We start from the raw sequence: 17,118 nt of genomic DNA, 5'->3' as shown, positions 1-17,118 counted from the left end.
CTGCTCGAAAGAAGCGCCCTGGCTCGAATCGTCTCAGTTGATCTTCAGGCCCAGACGTTTGACGATCGGAAGATAGGCAGCATAGCCCTCTCTAATATGGCCGACGAGCATTTCCGGCCGGCCGGTGATAGGCAAAAAGGTGCTCTCGGCACAATATTTCTTAAATTCGGGCGACGCGACGACCGAGGTGACGGCGGCGTTGAGTTGTTCGACCAGAGCGTGCGACATGCCGGGCGGCCCCAGCAAGCCATTGAAGATGGGTGGAATCGAAAAGGTCGGATAGCCAGCTTCGGCAAATGTAGGGACGTCCGGCAGGAAAGGAACCCTTTTTTGTTGCGCCACCGCCAGAACTCGAATAGCGCCGGCCTGGATGTGCGGCAATGCGTTGAAGAAGTCGCAGAAGACGAGATCGACGGTCCCTTGCAGCAAACTGAGGATCACGGGAGCCATGCCTGCATAGGGTATCTGCTTGATGTCGATGCCGGCAAGCGCGTTGAACATCTCCAGCTCCAGCACCGACTCGGACATGGACCCGGGCGCTCCTGCATTCAGCGCTCCGGGATTGGCTTTGGCGTAGCTCACCAGTTCGCCGAGGGTTCGGAAGCGACTGTTCGATCGAACGAACAGGCCCATCGGTGACTCGGAGACCTGCGCGATTGCCGTGTAGTCGTTCGGACCGTAGGGCAAGGTGGTATACGTGGCCAGATTCAACGTGAAGGGCTGCCCGTTGGTCAGGTGCAGCGTGTAGCCGTCGGGTGGAGCCTTGGCGACATAAACGGTCGCAGGGATGAGGTTTCCCCCTGAGCGGTTTTCGACGATGACGGGCTGAAGAAGGCGTTTGGACAAACCTTCGGCGACGACTCTGGCGACCTGATCGGTTGGACCTCCTGGCGCGAATCCGACGATCAGCCGAATTGGCTTTGTCGGATAAGCCGGCTCGGCCGCGGCGCATATCGCCTGCACGGGAACCACGGCGGCGGCGAGTGAAAGGCGCAGCAGTCGGCGCTTTGACGAATCCATCTTGTCTCCTTTGAAGTTAGTCTCTTGCACACCGATACAGGCGTTGAGAGGACTGTTGCGTGAATCGGGAATTCCAATCGGGATGGATGAATTTTTCTTGCATATGCGAATGCTAGCCAATGCGGAGATGACATAGCCGCCATTCAAGGCCTGTATTACCTGAAATGGCGATCGTCGTTCCGAGCGGGAGTTCGTGCAGCTGGGGTCGATGGGCGCTTCAGTGCCTCAAAGGCCTAGGTGGCGTGCCACAACCATTCGCATGATGTCGCTCGTGCCGCCGCCGACCATCGGGAAGTACGAATCCCGCAGAAAGCGTTGGACCGGATACTCGCTCATCAAGCCATATCCACCGAAGATGGAGAGCGCCGCCTGGCAGACCTGATGGCATCCTTCAGCCGCGGCTATTTTCGCGAGCGCAGCCTCTGCCGTGATGGGTTTTCCCGCGTCCGCGAGCCCTGCCGCATAGTAGGTGTAGAGCCTCGCCTGTTCGAGCTTTGCGAGCATGTCGACCAGTTTGAATTGCACCGCTTGAAACTTGCCGATCGGCTGACCAAATTGGGACCGCTCCTTGGCGTACCGCAGCGCGGCATCGTAGGCGGCCTGTCCGGTGCCCAGCGCAAGTGCCGCCGTGAAGATACGATCGACGGTCAAGGATCTGTAGGCAGTGAACGAAGACGCATCCCCGGCGTCGAGGACCATCTCATCTGGAACGAAAACGTTGTTCAGCACGAGTTCGGCGGTGTCAGCACAGTGAATCGCAAACTTTTCGAGTCGGCGGCCGACCGCAAATCCCTTTGCGGCGCTCTCGACGAGAAACATTCGGTGGCCCCTGGCCCCGGCTTCCTGGTTCGTCGTCGCGACCACAGTGACAAAGTCCGCGACGGTGCCATTGCTCGTGAACATCTTCGTGCCGCTGAGTGCCCATCCACCTTTCACCTTGACCGCCTTGGTGCGTAGAGAACCTGCGTCCGACCCGGCGTCGGGCTCCGTGATAGCGAAAGCGCCGATCAGCTCCCCGCGGAGCGCCGGCTTGAGAAAACGCTCGCGCAGGCTCGGCCGACCCCATCGGTAAATGGTGTGGGTCGCGGTCGAACCCTGCATGCAAACCCCCGCAGCAAACCCCATCGAGCCGCGAGCAAGCTCTTCGCAGAGGATCGTGAACAAGGTGTACGGGTTGTCCGAGCCGATACCGCCCGCCTCCTCCGGGTACATGACGCCGTAGTAGCCCAGCGAGCCCAATTCTCGAAAAAGCTCTCGAGGAAACACGCCCGCCTTGTCAAGCGCTTCGGCCTGGGGCACCAGGCGGTCGTCCACCCACCGCGCGAGGTGGTTACGAAACTCAGCAGCATCCTGCGTGTTGTGAAACATTCTGGCCTGTCAGCGATTCGATGCGTATTGCTGCCGCAGTTCTTTGCGGAGGATCTTGCCAGCCGGATTCTTCGGCAGGCTTGGGACGAGAAAGATCTCTTTGGGGCACTTATAGGCGGCCAGCCTACCGCGAAGGTGCGCGTCGATCGAAGCGGTGGTGCGGGTCGCGTTCGGCCGGAGCACGATCGCGGCGACGACCCTTTCGATCCACACCGGGTCGGGAAGGCCGAAGACGGCTGCTTCGACGATATCGTCGTCGCCGTAGAGTTCGGACTCAACCTCGCTCGGAAATACATTCTCTCCACCGGTCACGATCATGTCGCTCTTCCTGTCGATCACGTAAAAGTAGCCGTCGGCGTCGACGTATCCCAGATCGCCCGTGCGCATCCAGCCATCGTTCAGCGCGTTCGCGGTCGCGTCGGCGTTCAACCAGTAGCCGCGCATCATGTCCGGGCTGAGCGCCTCGATCTCACCCACTTCTCCGGGGCTGGAGAGGCGATCGTTCGCTCCAGCGATTCGGAGCCTGCGCCCATTCACGGGGCGGCCGCACGACTTCAGCAAATGCTCATTTCCTGGAGTGAGGGCCTTGCGATGGGCCGCCGGATCGAGCACTGTCAGGACGCCAGCTTCGGTCGACCCATAGGACTGAATGAAGTCGGAGTGCGGAAACGTCTCCATCGCACGGCGCAGCAGCTCGGTCGGTATCGACGACGCAGCGTAGAAAATCTTTCGCACTGCGTTCAGATTCGTGCGTGAAATGTTCGGATGGGAAAGCAGCGCACCAATCATGGTCGGCACCAGGTGCACATTCGTGATCTCGCGTCTAGAAAGCTCTGTGAGCACCACTGCGGGATCGAACTTGTCAAGAATGAGGGTCGTGCATCCCGCGCTGAAGCTTGCGAAGAGGTGATACCACATCCCTCCCGCATGGAACATGGGCATTAAGGCCATGGTCGTGTCGGCGTTCGACAACGACAGGAGATCGGTTGCAGCTGACCTGGCGTTGCCGACAGCGCCCGAATGCGTGATCTCAACACCTTTGGGCGCTCCGATGGTTCCGCTGGTGTAGATGAGGGACAAGACGTCCCGCTCGCCGGCTCTCGGATACTTGCACGCGGGCCTCGCACTCGCAAGGAGCTCCTCGTAGGAACGCCAACCAATGGCCGCCGGACCGAACAAGATGAAATGTTGAACTTCAGGAATGCGAACACGGATGAGATCGAGGACTTCGCGATGTGCTTCGTCGACAAAAATGACTTTGGGAGAGCTGTTGCCAATAAGTCGGGCCAGTTCTTCCGGGCGCAGGCGCCAATTGAGCGGAACCACAATCAGATGTGCATCCGAGAGGCCGTAGACCTCCACGTACTCGACCCGGTTGAATGCCAGGATGGCCACCCGATCGCCTGCCTCGAGGCCCAACGAAAGTATGGCGTCGGCCAGGCGACAGATGCGCTGCTCGAATGCCGAGAAGCTGACCTGCCCCCCGTCAAGCGTAGAGAACGCTACCTTGTTCGGGAAGTCCTTCGCTTGCTGGCGAACGATGCTGCCAAAGGTCTTCGTATTTGAGTCAACCGTCATGTTCGCGACACCTTGTTCATCTTGCGATCGAGAAAATCGCGCAGCCGCCGCTTTGCCTCCTCGTCGGCTTGAGCGATTCCGGCCATCAGCATTTCGGTGAACAATCCGCTCTGAGGGTCCTGCTCGACGATGCGAGGCAGCGCCTGGATCACGCCAAAATTCGCGAGCGGTGCATTGCCTGCGATCTTCTCAGCGAGTTCGAGGGCCTTAGCGAGCGCCGTTTCCGGCTCTACGAGGTAGTGGCTCAATCTCAAGAGACGATAGCCATCCTCTGCGCCGTAGACCCGGCCAGACAGCATCATCTCCATCACGGTCGAGACACCGACGAGTCTCGACAACCTCACGGTTCCGCCGGAACCGAGAAAGATGCCGCGCGTGGCCTCCGGAAGTGCAAAGTAGGCCGAAGAATCCGACACCCTGATGTGAGCCGCGGACGCGAGCTCAAGCCCGCCGCCGATGACCGCACCTTCGAGAACTGCGATCACGGGTACCTTGCAGAACTGGATCGTGTCGTTCAGCCGCTGCCCAATCTTTCCAGTCACGAAGCTCTCGGTTATTGAGGTCTCCTTGAGCTCGTTCAAATCCAATCCGGAACAGAAGTTCCCTCCAGCTCCGCGCAGTACGATGCAACTGATGCCATCCGGCACGGTGGCAAAGAGGGTCTGGAGGCTCTCCACCAGCTCGTCGCTCAGCGCGTTTCGCTTCGCAGGACGGTCGAGGGTGACGATCGCAGTCACACCCCTGATTTCGAGCCCGACCGATGCCGAGACCTGCGACATCCAGCCTGCTTGACTGTTCATGCTGTTTCTCCACTTTGCAGCATCGGCAGCGCGGCCTGGAGCTTCAAGACATCGACCAATGCGGAGTCGCGCCATTCAATCCACTCCGAGACGTCACGGCCTACGGCGACCTCCCTTGCGGCCGCAACCAACCGATCGCGAACGGCAGGCGTCAGTTGCGGAGAGGTCCTGGGCGTCCACCATTGCTCAATGGCCTCCCCTGCATGATCGAGGATTCCTCGCATCCCGGCGTCTCCTCCCGCCAGATGCAGCGTCAGCAGACTCCCCATCAAGGCCCATCGCGGTGCAAGCCCGAAACGAACCGCCTGGTCGATGTCGCTCGCGCTGGCGACGCCTTCCAGCAAGCAAGACACGGCTTCGCGAACGAGTGCAAACTGCAACCGGTTCGTCATGTGCCCACTCGCTTCGGCGGTCAAGCGGATCGGTCGTTTGCCGATGTGCCGCGCAAAGCCCATGGCCCACTCGATGACCGCCTCCTCGGTGTTGCGACCGCCGATCACTTCAACCAGCGGGATCAGATGCGATGGATTGAAAGGGTGGACAACCACCACGCGATTCTGGTGGACGCAGGCCGCCTGGAGTTGCGAAGCAGGGATCCCTCCCGTACTCGACATGATGATCTTGTGGGGCTCGGCCAGGCCATCGAGCTCAGCGAGAAGACGGTTCTTGAGGTCCAGGCGCTCGGGTGCGCTTTCCTGGATGACATCGCAACTCGCAATAGCTTCGGCGGCCCCGCCAACGAAACGGATTCGATTAAACGGTGGCTTGTGAGATTGCGCCAGCCCCAGTTCGAGCAGTGCGTCCCAGGCGTCCTCTATGAACTTGATGGCGCGCAACTCGGCGCCTGGCGAGGGATCGTACGCGACGACATCAAGGCCGCGGGCAAGGTAGAGCGATGCCCAACCGGCGCCGACCGAACCGGCACCGATGATGGCCACCGAGCGTACATCCTCAGGTTGAAGATACATTGTTTGCATGGAGGTTCTTTGGCGAATCACGGAGAGAGGTCAGAACCCCTCTACCGCACGTGCGTACCGGTGTGTGGCGTCAGTGGATTGAAGCAAGGCCCATGATCTGCCGCGCTTCGTCCGGTGTGGCAGGCTCAAACCCGAGGTCTCGCACCATGCGAATCAGCCTCTCGACGAGCCTCACATTCGTCGCCAACTCACCTTTTGAATAGTAGAGATTGTCTTCCAGGCCCACCCGGACATGTCCCCCGAGCAGCAAGGAGTTGACAGCCGCCGGCAATTGCGCCGGGCCGATCGCGCTGACGTTGAAGACGGAGTTCTTTGGAAGGTGGTCCACCATGGTCTGGAGGAGTCGCGGCGTATATGGAAGGGCTCCCTGGAACGCATTGACGCCAAGCACGATATTCACGAAGTGCGGCGCCGAGTCCAAACCCTCCGCGATCATTCGACTCACATCCTGGACAACGTCGGCCAAGCCGAAAACTTCCCACTCCGGCTTGATGCCGCGCTCCTTCATCATGATGGCAAGCTGTCGAATCCGCGAAGGCATCGTCGCCACCATGATCTCCTTCCCGCCGAAACTCGCAAAGACCGACTGCGCGTCGAGCGTGCACATCTCCACGCCCTCGCCTTCCATTCCTCTAAGGCGTTCGGCCCAGCGTATTTCCCAGTATTCGCTGTTTCCGACGGGATGAACCATGTCTCCATTGATGCCACCGCCCGTCGAGTTGTTCAGGACGATGTCGCACTTGGCGCGAATCAGTCGGTTGATGGCGGTGTAGATCGCGGGATCGCAGGTCGCCTCGTCGTCGGGCCGGCGCGCATGAACCGCCACCACGCTTGCCCCCTCGTTGAAACAACGATAGACATCCTCCGCAATCTCTTGGGGCTGGGTTGGCAGATGCGGATTTTGTGCCTTGGAGGCCATGCCTCCGGTCGGCGCGATGGTGACGATGACTTTGGGATTGCTCATTTCAAGTTTTCGTGTGCTTAGTGTTCAGTCTCTACGTGTTTGGGCCGCACGGCTTACATCGATAGCCGTGGATCGATGGTTCTCGAAGAACCATCTGCCGCGTTGGGTCGTTCGATGCCTTGGCGCCTTTCCCAGTCTCGAACCGTCATCGCGGGCATGTCGAAGGTGTCGGTAAGCCGCGCATAGGTGGGACCCGATAAGCGACCGACGACGTCGAGCTTCGAGATGTCCGCATGGTGTTGCGCGTTGAGGATGCCGTCGCGGACGTGGAGGTGTACGATCGTCCCAAGGATGATCGATCGTTGACCCTGATCGCCGAGCGTGATCTCCCGTTCGATGATGCATTCGAGGCTCACCGGCGACTCAAGAATCCTGGGGGCATTCACGTACGCGCCCTGCTCGGCGGTCAAGCCCGCCACCTCAATCTCGTCCGCGTCGAACGGAAATTCCACACTGCAGATGTTCATCTGCTCCGCCATTTCGAAGCCAACCAGGTTGACGATGAAATGCCCGGTCTCGCGGATGTTCCGCACCGTATCTTTCAGTTCCCCAGGACCGAGCTTGTAGATTCCGAGGGCGAGCAAGGGGGGATCGTGACTGAGAACGTTGAAGAAGCTAAACGGAGCAGCGTTGACCCTTCCTGAGGCGCTGCAGGTCGTCACGAGAGCGATCGGCCGCGGAATGATCAGGCCGCTTAGAAGTTTGTATCGAAGGTTGAGTTCGGTCTCGCTGATATGGAACTGCATGCTGAATCCGTAGGGAAGCCAACTTTCTATCGAATGGCGGCACCCGTCCGTCGAGGGCCGACGCGCGAGTTCCCAAGAGCCGGCGGGGCTGTTGGACGGCTCGAACCGAACGCGTCTCTCGGTGGAAAGGATGCTACGCGCCGGTCTCTGAACCGCGTAATGCCCTTCGCACATGGTTGCTAGCCGATCGGTGGATAGCGGTCGCGGGCAGAGCTCATCGAGTCAAGGCTAAAAGGGGGTTCGGTGCCCGCGTCGCCATAGAGCACGACTTCCGAGAACAAGGCGTGCATCGGTGTACTTTGAAAACCGGCCTGCAGTCTTTCAGTTTCGGAGAACTGGATGAAACCCAGTGTCGCGCGCGCTTCGACGAGAGAATCGAACCACACTTCCACGACGAAGTCGAAGCGCACGCCGGGGGGCACCTGGCGACCTTGCATGGATATCAGGGAATCGGGGTAAACAGCGCTGAGCGCGAGCCCGCGGACGCGCCGATCGACATCTGGGTGGGTGAGCAGTCGATGCGCATACTCCGTCCGAAAACGCAAATGACATTCTTCCAAGGGCACGTCGGAATGAGCCGCCATGAAGACCATCAATTTGCACTCGCCGCGACCCTCTCGAAGTACGCTCTCTCGTGCCAAGCAATGGATACTCGCATCGCGCTCGAGCATCTTGAGCTCATCCGGGATGACATGCGTCACGAACTCCGACGTTTGGTCGAAAGCGACCGGGGGCGGGCTTTTCGTCGGCCAGATCTGCGTGATGCCGTCGAACGGGAAATGCCTTTCATCAAGGCAACCCTGAATCAGATGGTCTTGCACATACCGCCGGCGGTAGGCCTTGTACTCACGCATACTCAAGACCAATGGACCATGCACCCGCTCCCAATATGCGTCGAACTCCCTGAATTGGAGATTCCGATTTCGCTTCAGGAGAACAATGGCCTTGTCGGCCGACGAATCGGCGAGATCGATCGCGGTCAATTGCATTTCTGTCGTTGGGTCGATGGCGCTTTCTGCCTCTAGTCCCATAGCAACCTTCGGCCTCGTCGACCTAGCGCACGGGTTTTCACTGGCCAGCCCATTCGACCTCCAGCACGCGCATCAAGGAGATGTCCGCGCGTTCCAGCACCGGCCGAGTATTCGGAAGCAGCGGTTGCTTCGACGTTCGATTGCGCGAACTCGTCGTGTCCTCCCGGGTGGATGCGTTAGGCCACGAGGCGAGAATGACGGCGCTGGGCAGCGGCCGCCCACTGATCACCTCGAATACCCCGAGAAGCGAGGCACCGGCACGCGTCAAGGCAGGTGCACGATGCTCGAGCAATGCGGCACGCACGGCTGCAGGCTCACCGACGGCGACTTCATGGATCATCAGCTCCACGATGGAACCGCCCGCGTGAGCGGCCATATCAGAGTTCCAGGGGGTCAGCGCGCGCATAAAGACGACCTCGAAGCGCTCCACGAGCTGACCCCCGGCATTCGTGCGATTCCGGGCGGCGTGCCAGTCGGGGTCTGAGTAAAAGCGGCTCCAAGCCTGGTTTCGTTCTTCAAGCGTCCGCCAAGGCGTGATGTAGGCAAACATCGGCAGATTTGCGCCCGACGTCACACTCCATGCGGCCATCGGATGAATACCGTTCCTGGGAAAGATCCTCGAAAGGTGGTCGAACACCCTGCTCTCCATGTCCTCCTGGCGACCAGGCGCTACTCGGTAAAGACGCAACTCGTAGAGCCTTTCATCGAGTTTGGTGGTCATCCTTTAAATCCCCCTGCAATTAATCTAAGACGAAAGAGGCCCACGCCCCGCCATCGAATAAAGTGTGCGCGCCTGGCCACTGCTGGCGCGAACCGGTCTGCGAATGGCTTTTTATTCACTTTCTGCAACCCCCGAAGCGCATAGCGCGTCGGTTTGATGGCTTTGGCCGAAAGTGCAGGAGACATCGCGCGGATACTGAAGCCCCCGCATATGTGCGTCAGCGCTCAACTGATGCGGCACCACGCTCAAGTGGTGTCCGCACATCGATGTCCCCGAACAGGCCATCGAGTCCACGGGGCTGCGATCGCCAGTACTGCGGGGGGACTTCAACCCGCGCTCCCAGTTCGGCGGCGGCCCGCCAAGGCCAGTGGGGCTCGAAGAGCACCGCGCGAGCCACGGCAACGAAATCCGCACGCCCTTGTGCGACGATCTCTTCGGCGTGCCGCGGGTCCGTGACGAGTCCCACAGCGATTGTTGTCAGCTTCGACTCGGCGCGGATGCGCTCCGCGAAGGGCACCTGATAGCCCTCGCCCAGCACGATCTTCTGCCTCGGAGAGATGCCGCCTGTCGTTACGTGAACATAGCTCGCGCCCGACTGAGCGAGCGACTTGGTGAGCCGCACACTCTGATCGATATTCCAGGATGGCTCCGAATCAATCCAATCGGTTGCGGAGAGGCGTACGCCCAGAGCGACACGTGATGGCGTCGCCTTGCGAACTGCATCGAATACTTCGAGAGGGAATCGGATCCGATTCGTGAAATTGCCTCCGTACTGGTCATGTCTCTGATTCGAGATCGGAGACAGGAACTGATGAATCAGATAGCCATGCGCGAAGTGAAGTTCGATGGAGTCAAGGCCAAGTGACACCGCTCTGCTTGCTGCTGCAACGAACGCATCCTTGATGCACTCGAGGTCGGCAGTGCGGAGCTCGCGCGGTAGGCGGTCGCTTTCAGCGTACGGAAGCGGAGACGGCGCGACGGTCTGCCAAGCGCCTTCGGCCGCTGTGAGACTGTGGCCGCCTTCCCAGGGTGCGTGGCAAGATGCTCTTCTTCCCGCGTGGGATATCTGAATGCCGATCTTCATCGTCGAGTGTTTGCGAATGGCGTGCAACACCCGCCGCAGCGCGGCCTCGTTTGCGTCGGAGTAGAGGCCGAGATCGCCCAGGGTGATGCGCCCCTGCGGTTCCACCGCCGTTGCCTCGAGGATCAAAAGTGCTGCACCCGATAGCGCAAGTTGTCCTAGGTGAATCAGGTGCCAGTCGCTCGCACTACCGTCAACTGCGGAATACTGACACATGGGCGCGACAACGATCCGATTTCGTAAATCCATGGGACCCATCCTGCCTTTCGAGAACAGCCTACTCATGATGCTTGCCCATGTGTTTGAGATCGAATGATGTGAAGCGCGACGAAAGAGGCAAATGGTGATCCCGATCGATGCCGGCTTTAGTCGATATGCGACGAGGCTTCCGGCGTGACGTTGTACGTCAAGCGCTGGCAAACCCGGCCCGCGATTGTTCGGACGCCTCGCGCACTGAAGACACGAGTTCATCGAGAGGTTGTGCGCCGAACCAGCGCTGGTCTGTCATCCTGTCGGCAACAGTGGACAACACAAGGCGGCGCCCTTCCATTACCGCCTGTGAGTGTTCTCTGGCGGAGTTCTCACACAGGGCCCACGTGAAGTGACTGTCCAGAATGGGTGCCCAATGAATGTTCGGATTCTTCTCGACATCGAAGATGGAGCATGCCGGGACCACGGTCAAACCGAGGCCGCATTCAGCGAGGTCCAGGCAGAGCGCGAGCGTGTCCGTCTCGGTCACCAGGTGGAATTTGAGTCCTCGTCGAAGCATCGAACTTTCGACGTGGGACCTCAACACGTTCGGCTTGGCCGGGAGGATGAGCTTCAGATCATGCAGCACATCGATCGATATGGCCCGGTCGCTGCGAAGATCAATCGCGAGGCTCCCTACAAGTACCAGAGGTTCGCGGACCATGGCAGTTTGCCGATAGCCGCTGGCCGGTGTCTCGTCGTAGGCCACGACACAAAGATCGAGAAGCCCTGCCGCCATGTATTCGCGGATCGCATTGCTGACCCCCTCATAGACGCGCAGCGCGACGCCGGGATATTGATCCATCATGTTTTCGACGAAGCGAGACGTAAACACATGTCTCCAAGACGCTGGCAATCCGATCGACAACTGACCAGCGGCCTTCTCGCCGACCTGCTCCTGCAGGATCGTGAACTGCCTGAGCAACGGTCGAGCACGGTCCGCGAGCAGCTTGCCGGCTTCGGTCAGGTGCACGCCGCCTTGCGTGCGCACGAAGAGGGCTGCACCCATTTCGTGCTCCAAGGCCGCGATATTGCGCGAGAGAGCGGGCTGCGACATCTGAAGATCGATCGCCGCGCGATTGATGCTTCCAAGTTCGGCAACTCGAAGCAGGTATTCGAGGAGATTCAGGTCCATTCGATCTCCGAAATTGGGCGCCGGTCCTGGATTGGAAGGGTTGGGCCTCGTTTAGCCGACGACGATCAACGCGTCCAGCGCCTGCGCGCCCTGGTCTGTGACTCGCAATGGATTGATCTCCACTTCCTGAACTTCAGGGTGCGCGGCCAGGAGATTGCCAAGTGCAATGGCGGTTAGGGCGACCGCCTCCCGATCACAGGGAGGCATTCCACGGAATCCTTCGAGGATTTTGTTCCCGCGGAGCTCACCAAGCATGTCGGCCACGTCGAGGGGTCCGATAGGCGCAAGGCGAACTGAGTAATCAGCCAGCGCCTCGGTGAAGACGCCTCCCAGGCCAATGACGACACAGGGCCCCCAAGATGGATCGCGCACCGCGCCGACGATCAGGTCGACTCCCGCAGGTGCCATCTCTTCAACAAGCACGCGGCCCGGGTCGGAAGTGGGAATGCGCTCGATTTGGGACAGCGCATCCAGGAACGAATGCTCATCCCCGATGCCCAGGAAGACACCGCCGGCCTCGGTCTTGTGGGGAATGTCGTCGGCAGCTATCTTGACGGCGAATGGCTTGTGCAATTCCCGAAAGGCCCGCAGTGCCTCGTCGCGGCCCCGGGTCAAGCGTCGAGTAGGGCTCGCTATTCCCCATTCCGAGAGAAAGCGCTTCGCCTCGTCCTCGTTCAGCGAACGGGTCAATGCGGTGGTCATTGGAAGCTTGGCTTGTCCACCCGTCGCGCTCAGCCGCCATTGCGCACGCGAATCCACGTCCAATGCCTGCCCAGCAAGGACCAGACGTTCTGGACTTCGCACCATGGTCAAGCGCGACTTGCGCAGTCCATCCCCGACACAGGCAACTTGCTCGTCCAGCCCCAGTGTTCCGAAGACAATGGGCTTGCTGGTCAACGTATGGGTGGGCACGAGAGCGGCGACCGGATCAAGGACGGCAGGTTCGGACAAGCCGAAGACGAGCAACGCGTCGATACGCGCGTCGCTCGCGACCTGCTCGATGACCTGTGGAAACGTGCACCCTGGCCGCCCGGTATCGACCGGATTCTTGAGATACGTCATCGGCGGAAGAAGCCCCTGCAGCCTGGTCACGGTCTCGCTGCCAAGTTCAGGCACCTGCACGCCAGCGGTTTGCAAGCCGTCAACGATCAGCAGTCCCGGACCTGCTTGGCCCGTGACAAGACCAATGCCATTCCTTTGTTTGGGAGGCAAGCGGCGGTCGGCGAGAACGACGGCAGCCTGTACCAGGTCTTCCGTTCGCTCAACCACAACCGCACCGGCCTGACTCAGCGCAGCGACAGTTCGCGAGTGCGAGCCCATCAGGTTGCCCGTGTGCGAGACGGCGAAGTCGCCCACATCGGAACGCCCGGCGACGAGCGCCACGACTGGCTTGCGGCGGGTGACTTCGCGCAGCACGTCGAACAGCTCGCGTCCTCGCGGGACTCCCTCCAAGTGCACGGCGATCGCTTGCGTTTCCGGATCGTCGGCAAGCATTCTCAGGATGTCCGCCGTGCCGACATCCACGGCGTTGCCGAGTCCTACCGCAAGCGACACCCCCTCACCCAGTTGGCGCAGCAAGAATGCGATGGTGAGATTCACACCGCCGGATTGCGCCACTACCGCGATGCGTCCTGCAGCAATCTGCTCGACGCCGGGGACAAAGCTCGCAACACAAGAAAGATGTGGATTCAGGAAGCCGGAGGTATTGGGACCGAGAAGTCGCAGTCCAGTGGTGGCGCAGATCCGCGCCACTTGCTCCTGTAGCGCGATGCCGGCCGCCCCGGTTTCGCCAAATCCCCCTGAAATGACGAAAAGGCCTCCGACACCTTGCTGGGAAGCAGCAGCGGCAACTTCAACGCACGCAATGGCCGGTACAGCGAGCACCGCGAGGTCGATCTTGTCCGGGCAGGCGGCGAAGCTTGGGAAACAAGCGATCCCACGAATTTCTCGTTCCTTGGGGTGGATCGCAACCACTCGCCCAGGGAATGACCGCAGTGTATGCAATGCTTGTGATCCAGCCTTGGTCTCGTCGAGCGAAGCGCCGACGACAGCGATCGTCCGAGGTGCGAAGAGCCTTCTAAGGTTTGTGCGACGCAGCGTGTCCGGTGCCTGCCGAAAGTCGTTCCTCGCGCTCGGATCCATGCTCATCTCGTTGTCCAATCCTGCCGCCTTGCTGGCGGGTTTTGCCTATGGTAAGGATGACCGCGTCATAAGGATAATGTCGAGTTCCTATACGTGTTATTCATCTTTCGGGGCACCACCTTGGATTCACAGTTGCTCGAATACTTCCTTCGGGTCTCTGATCTGGGAAGCATCAACAAGGCCGCTGCCGACTTGCATATTTCGCAGCCAGCGCTGTCGCGGCATATCGCGAATCTCGAGCAAAAAGTCGGCGCCCAGTTGTTCGTCCGCTCGCGGGGTGGCGTGCGGCTCACAGATGCCGGGAGATTGCTCGCCGATCGAACCCGACCGCTCCTGCGCCAACTGACTTCGATCAAAGAAGAGGTGGGCGAGGCAGCTGCGGGACACCTGAACCTGGGCATTCCTCCGTCATGGCAGGAAGTCTTCACGGTCGAGTTCGTCCAGCGACTGAGCAGAACTTATCCGGGGGTGAAGTTAAGAGTTTCCGAGGGCGTAAGTAACAGCGTGCGAGACCAGATGCTCGCGGGCACGCTCGATTTGTGCATCATTCCGTTTGAGCCTTCACCGCCCGCAGGGTTCCAGCAAACACCACTTGTGAGAGAGCCTCTTATCCTGGTTGGCTCAAATCATAAAGGCCTTGTGCCCTCGCAGCCCCAAACAGTTGCAAGCCTGAGCGCACTCAATCTCATACTGCCCGCGCGCCCAAACGTGCTGCGTTCTCAGGTGGAACACGCGCTCGTACGAAAAGGGCTGACTTTCAAGGTTCTTGTCGAGACAGACTCGCTTGCACTTTGTTTGGACCTTGCCGCGCTGGATCGCGGTTTCACGGTCGTTCCAGCGTGCTCCCTTTATCGTTCAAAAATGGCGCCGAGCCTGAGCTGGGCGCCGGTCAGCGGTATGTTCATGACCTGGGTGCTTCTGGAAAACGAGGCGCGCAGCCATTCACCGACGCTGCGCAGAGGCCGATCGGTGTTGCTGGAAGTGGTCGAGCGCGCTGTAGCGGGATCGGAGTGGTTTGGTGCCGAGCGGCACCGCAACATTTTGACTACCGCCTGAGCGTAGTTCGTCATGCTATGAAGCCTGAGGCGTCCGGGGCGAACGAGGCCCGGGTGCAGACCTCGGCTGAATCAGCATGGAGCCGGGATCGAGCAACTCGTTACAGAGCTCCCTCTTGATCTTGAAATTGCAGCTCCGCGGCGCCGCCTTTGCTGAACCTAGCCAGGATGGCGACATGGGGTAATTGTATTTTCTCGACAAATTGACACTCACCTGAGCTTGCCATCAACAGGTCGCCGTAGCCTTCCTTCACAAGCGTAGTCAACTCCCTATACACAGCCGCCTGGTCCGACACGAGACGCTCGTTTCGATGAAGGAAGGAAGTCTCCCAGCCGACCGACTGTTTCAATCAGCCGCTTTGTCACCGGGAAGTAGTGAAGCTCAAAGGTCTCATCCGGTTCTTTCAAGTGATAGAGCATCACCAGAACGTCATCTTCATTACTCCACTTGACAGTCTGAAGCGTGTTTGCGAGATGGACGACCTTCCACTGACGGCGCTGCGCAACTGTCAAGCCGTCAACAGCCTGCACACTTTCCGCCAGACGCATCTCGACCCCCAATCGAAGCTCCAGGGCTGCGTATAAGAGGTCTTGAAGACTACCGGCATCACGACGCTGTTTGCAACGTTTCAGGTAGCCCGGAACTGTAGTGTCATAGCTCATCGTCCAGACTTACTATTCACTGTCATCGCGACGGCCCTTCGGGCGCATTAGCGTTCTCAGCGGCACGGTCGGCAGAACGTGCTCACCTGATGGCGCGGGACTGTCCTCTTCAGGTTCACGCCGCACCTTTTCGATCAGCACCGGCTCGCCCATCCAATCGCACTTGTCGCACGCCGGCCACTCCAGTTCGTCCTCCGGAAAATCCTCGTGGAATCCACGCTGGGGAGACAGTCGATGCGAACCGCAGGCGGGGCACTCCTCGGGCACCTTCCGTAGCAGTCGCACGACCACGGCCGAACAGTGCCCGATAGCATGCTCAGTGATCGACAAGGCGGCCTCTGCGTCATGCCACTTCGACTTCTTGCTGTGGGTTAGCCAGTTGACGAACTTCCACTCGCTCTCCAGCAACGTCTTGAAGAGATGCCGTCTGTGCTCGTGCGTTGCGCCAGGCAATGCCGTCGCGCAAATGTGATCGACCCATGCCTTCAGGTCCGCACGCTTCGGCTTCTCTTCGGTGGACGCCCAAGGGATGACAGTTTGCGCGGCGCCGACCAACGAGAGCAGCGCTTCGCGACATCGCACACCGACTGCCTGGTAGTCGCCGTCCTCGTGCGCGTGTCGTACCGCCTCGGACGCTTCTTCGAGGTAGCGATAGCATTCCCCGAAGGGCTCAATTGGCAACTCCTCCAACTTGGAGCGATGGTTCATCGGGATGCGCAAACACAGGCCGATGTGGAAAGTCAGCGCAAGGTCCATGTTCGGGAACTGCTCTTGCGAGTAGAGGTTGGTCATCCCCGTGATGACCCACCATCGGTCGATGTCGGTATGCACATCCCACACATCGTGCGTCGAACTGAGGACGTTCTCCGAGTACACCTTCCGGACAAACTCGACGGTCAAGTCGGGTGCCTGCCAGTTCATGTACGCGGTGATCTTGATGGCTTCTTCTCGGGTGGATGCGAGCATGGCGCGAGTATCGACGCAGGCTGTCTTGTACGGACCATCTGGGCCGCCCTACGCGAGCACTCTCGGCTAGGCCAAGCGCTTCAGCGTGAGCGCCATACGCGACACGACCCGGACCAACTGTCAAGACCGTCTTGCAACAGGTGAAGGGCTCGGAAAATCTAGGACACCGCAAGGACACGGAAGCCAAAAAAGAGAAAAGGGTTAGCAGATACTCACCTGCTAACCCTTATCAATATTGGCGGAGTGGACGGGACTCGAACCCGCGACCCCCGGCGTGACAGGCCGGTATTCTAACCAACTGAACTACCACTCCTGGTAGACAACGTTCGCTCCAATTGGAGCCAAGTGCTGCGACTTGTGCCCGCTTCACCAAGCGGTGAAAACTGGCGACCCTACGGGGATTCGAACCCCGGTAGCCACCGTGAAAGGGTGGTGTCCTAGGCCTCTAGACGATAGGGTCAAAACCTTCGGAACCGCGCTGCGATCAGCGCTTGTTTCTTCTTCTCGACGCCTCTGGTGGAGGTAAGCGGGATCGAACCGCTGACCTCTTGCATGCCATGCAAGCGCTCTCCCAGCTGAGCTATACCCCCTTGGGTGTCGAGCCTCAAATTATAGCCTGACT

15 protein-coding genes and 3 tRNA genes are annotated in these 17,118 nt (G+C 59.8%); 1 reads left to right on the top strand and 17 read right to left on the bottom strand.

Annotated elements, in window-relative coordinates; translation table 11 throughout:
• Positions 1-33: 33 nt before the first annotated feature.
• From AC1D3B_RS17325 to AC1D3B_RS17270, 12 genes are all read right to left on the bottom strand, one after another.
• Complete coding sequence (locus AC1D3B_RS17325) at positions 34-1,020, bottom strand: Bug family tripartite tricarboxylate transporter substrate binding protein (RefSeq protein ID WP_478191889.1); 987 nt, start codon at positions 1,018-1,020, stop codon at positions 34-36.
• A 225-nt stretch (positions 1,021-1,245) separates the two neighbouring features.
• The gene (locus tag AC1D3B_RS17320; RefSeq protein WP_478191888.1) at positions 1,246-2,388 is read right to left on the bottom strand and encodes an acyl-CoA dehydrogenase family protein; all 1,143 of its coding nucleotides are present in this window, start codon (positions 2,386-2,388) and stop codon (positions 1,246-1,248) included.
• Positions 2,389-2,397: 9 nt separating this feature from the next.
• Positions 2,398-3,966 (bottom strand): AMP-binding protein, encoded by a 1,569-nt coding sequence (locus AC1D3B_RS17315; RefSeq protein ID WP_478191887.1) that lies wholly within the window; start codon positions 3,964-3,966, stop codon positions 2,398-2,400.
• A complete protein-coding gene (locus AC1D3B_RS17310) occupies positions 3,963-4,745 on the bottom strand; it encodes a crotonase/enoyl-CoA hydratase family protein (protein WP_478191886.1) in 783 nt (260 codons plus the stop codon). Before AC1D3B_RS17310 ends, AC1D3B_RS17315 begins: the two co-directional genes overlap by 4 nt.
• Before the next feature lie 17 nt (positions 4,746-4,762).
• Complete coding sequence (locus AC1D3B_RS17305; protein WP_478191885.1) at positions 4,763-5,764, bottom strand: 3-hydroxyacyl-CoA dehydrogenase NAD-binding domain-containing protein; 1,002 nt, start codon at positions 5,762-5,764, stop codon at positions 4,763-4,765.
• Between the two features lie 49 nt (positions 5,765-5,813).
• Positions 5,814-6,707: a beta-keto acid cleavage family enzyme gene (locus AC1D3B_RS17300; RefSeq protein ID WP_478191884.1), complete on the bottom strand. Its 894-nt coding sequence runs from the start codon at positions 6,705-6,707 to the stop codon at positions 5,814-5,816.
• 53 nt (positions 6,708-6,760) lie between these two features.
• Positions 6,761-7,453, bottom strand: a complete 693-nt coding sequence (locus tag AC1D3B_RS17295; RefSeq protein WP_478191883.1) for a flavin reductase family protein — start codon at positions 7,451-7,453, stop codon at positions 6,761-6,763.
• 179 nt (positions 7,454-7,632) lie between these two features.
• Positions 7,633-8,436, bottom strand: coding sequence for an EthD domain-containing protein (locus AC1D3B_RS17290; RefSeq protein ID WP_478191882.1), 804 nt, complete (start codon positions 8,434-8,436; stop codon positions 7,633-7,635).
• A gap of 85 nt (positions 8,437-8,521) precedes the next feature.
• The gene (locus AC1D3B_RS17285; protein WP_478191881.1) at positions 8,522-9,205 is read right to left on the bottom strand and encodes an NIPSNAP family protein; all 684 of its coding nucleotides are present in this window, start codon (positions 9,203-9,205) and stop codon (positions 8,522-8,524) included.
• A gap of 217 nt (positions 9,206-9,422) precedes the next feature.
• The gene (locus AC1D3B_RS17280; RefSeq protein ID WP_478191880.1) at positions 9,423-10,571 is read right to left on the bottom strand and encodes an NADH:flavin oxidoreductase/NADH oxidase; all 1,149 of its coding nucleotides are present in this window, start codon (positions 10,569-10,571) and stop codon (positions 9,423-9,425) included.
• A 121-nt stretch (positions 10,572-10,692) separates the two neighbouring features.
• On the bottom strand, positions 10,693-11,670 hold the full coding sequence (locus AC1D3B_RS17275; protein WP_478191879.1) for a LysR family transcriptional regulator: 978 nt from the start codon (positions 11,668-11,670) through the stop codon (positions 10,693-10,695).
• A 51-nt stretch (positions 11,671-11,721) separates the two neighbouring features.
• Positions 11,722-13,818, bottom strand: a complete 2,097-nt coding sequence (locus AC1D3B_RS17270; RefSeq protein WP_478191878.1) for an acetate--CoA ligase family protein — start codon at positions 13,816-13,818, stop codon at positions 11,722-11,724.
• 126 nt (positions 13,819-13,944) lie between these two features.
• On the opposite strand from AC1D3B_RS17270, the gene AC1D3B_RS17265 reads away from it, so the two are divergent.
• On the top strand, positions 13,945-14,868 hold the full coding sequence (locus AC1D3B_RS17265; protein ID WP_478191877.1) for a LysR family transcriptional regulator: 924 nt from the start codon (positions 13,945-13,947) through the stop codon (positions 14,866-14,868).
• A gap of 269 nt (positions 14,869-15,137) precedes the next feature.
• On the opposite strand, the gene AC1D3B_RS17260 is transcribed toward AC1D3B_RS17265, so the two are convergent.
• From AC1D3B_RS17260 to AC1D3B_RS17240, 5 genes are all read right to left on the bottom strand, one after another.
• Positions 15,138-15,530: a hypothetical protein gene (locus AC1D3B_RS17260; protein WP_478191876.1), complete on the bottom strand. Its 393-nt coding sequence runs from the start codon at positions 15,528-15,530 to the stop codon at positions 15,138-15,140.
• Between the two features lie 12 nt (positions 15,531-15,542).
• Entirely contained in the window at positions 15,543-16,430 is an 888-nt protein-coding gene (locus tag AC1D3B_RS17255) for a hypothetical protein (protein ID WP_478191875.1), read from the bottom strand.
• Between the two features lie 302 nt (positions 16,431-16,732).
• A tRNA-Asp gene (locus tag AC1D3B_RS17250) sits at positions 16,733-16,809 on the bottom strand.
• A gap of 71 nt (positions 16,810-16,880) precedes the next feature.
• Positions 16,881-16,956, bottom strand: a tRNA-Glu gene (locus AC1D3B_RS17245).
• Positions 16,957-17,010: 54 nt separating this feature from the next.
• Positions 17,011-17,086: transfer RNA gene (locus tag AC1D3B_RS17240), tRNA-Ala, on the bottom strand.
• Between the last annotated feature and the right edge of the window lie 32 nt (positions 17,087-17,118).

Source organism: Variovorax sp. P5_A3 (assembly GCF_056400665.1).
Note: the sequence above shows the minus strand (reverse complement) of the source record. Positions and strands in the feature narration are given on the sequence as shown.